1 protein-coding gene and 1 pseudogene are annotated in these 1,135 nt (G+C 65.6%); one reads left to right on the top strand and one right to left on the bottom strand.

The genetic code is table 11. From position 1 onward, the window contains the following. Window positions 1-598 precede the first annotated feature (598 nt). Complete coding sequence (locus tag ASD33_RS19440; protein ID WP_024755122.1) at window positions 599-985, top strand: hypothetical protein; 387 nt, start codon at window positions 599-601, stop codon at window positions 983-985. 64 nt (window positions 986-1,049) lie between these two features. Here ASD33_RS19440 and ASD33_RS35055 read toward each other — a convergent pair. Continuing rightward, window positions 1,050-1,135: pseudogene (locus ASD33_RS35055) on the bottom strand (IS5/IS1182 family transposase); the annotation flags it as partial.

Raw genomic sequence — 1,135 nt, 5'->3', positions numbered from 1 at the left:
ATCTCAGCATGAGCATGCCCAGCAGGTGCCCGGCGTGGCGATCAGTACCACGATCGAGCGATCACGAACCGAGGAAGATCGGACTTAACGCCCTCTCAAGTAACTTACGGAACGGGGACCGCGTACAGAAAGTTAGATCGGGTCAGAGGGCGTTGGAGTGGCTGAATCGCGCCGCGGCTGGCGCACGCTCCTGAAACCGTGCGGGTCGCGGGGTCAGGACCGAGTGGCTCTTGTTCGTGGAGATCGGATCTGGCCACCCTGGGCGGTCGCGTGGTCCGGAATCGAGTGGTCTTTCCCGTCGTCGAGTGGCGACTGGTCAGGGTGATCATCTCCGCTACGCCTGTGGCGTGGCCCCTTGATCCCGCAAGGAGAAGTGGAGCGTCCGCAGTTGCGTATGTGGCCCGTGGTGCCGCTTGCCGTTCTGGCGTAGGCGTGTGCCGCGTCCGAACAGCAGCCGGCCACGTCCGCCAAGGCGGACTCCGGGCAGCACGTGGCCATGGCGCCCACCAGCACCAGCGGAGTGACCGAGACCTCCGTGTGCGAAGCCACGTTCACGGAGGCCCAGCAGGAGGCCATCGGAGTGTAGGACGCGAAGCCGATGTCCGGCAGGGGCGAGGTCGGCTGCTACCTCTCCATGACTTCGGACGAGGACAACCCGGCCGGCTATGTGGTCTCCGTCTTCGAGAACGGGGAAGCCCTGCTGGGGACCGTCGACGGAACGGACCCCAGGTTGTCCGCGTACGAGCTGATCTGCAGAGCCCGTACAAACTGCAGTGCAGAGGTCGGCAGCACTCGTTCGGGGCCGTCCGATAGCCAGCCGCTCGTCCGCCCGGACGACGGGGGCTGTGTCGAGGATGGCGTCCCGTTCGCTCTCGACGAGCTCGGCCGGCGCAAGGACTCCGGGAATCTCGATGATCTCGCCGACGAGCGTTGCGGTCTGCCGCATCGGTACATTCCCGCCGAGCTCTCGCATGCCGCGCGCTGAGGCCAGAGGAAGTCGCCCTGCCGACACAATCGCACCAGGCGTACCCAAGCCTTTTGCATCTTGATCAGGTGGCGAGTTTGAGGGCGACGACGGCACGGACGACGGCGGTGATCCGGGTGGTGCTGCAGCAGAGTTTCCGTAGGAGCCGCC

The sequence above is a fragment of the Streptomyces sp. Root1304 genome, assembly GCF_001426405.1.
In the GTDB taxonomy this organism is placed as follows: Bacteria; Actinomycetota; Actinomycetes; order Streptomycetales; family Streptomycetaceae; genus Streptomyces.
The sequence above is the reverse complement of the archived record's forward strand: the minus strand, read 5'-3'. Positions and strand labels throughout refer to the sequence as shown.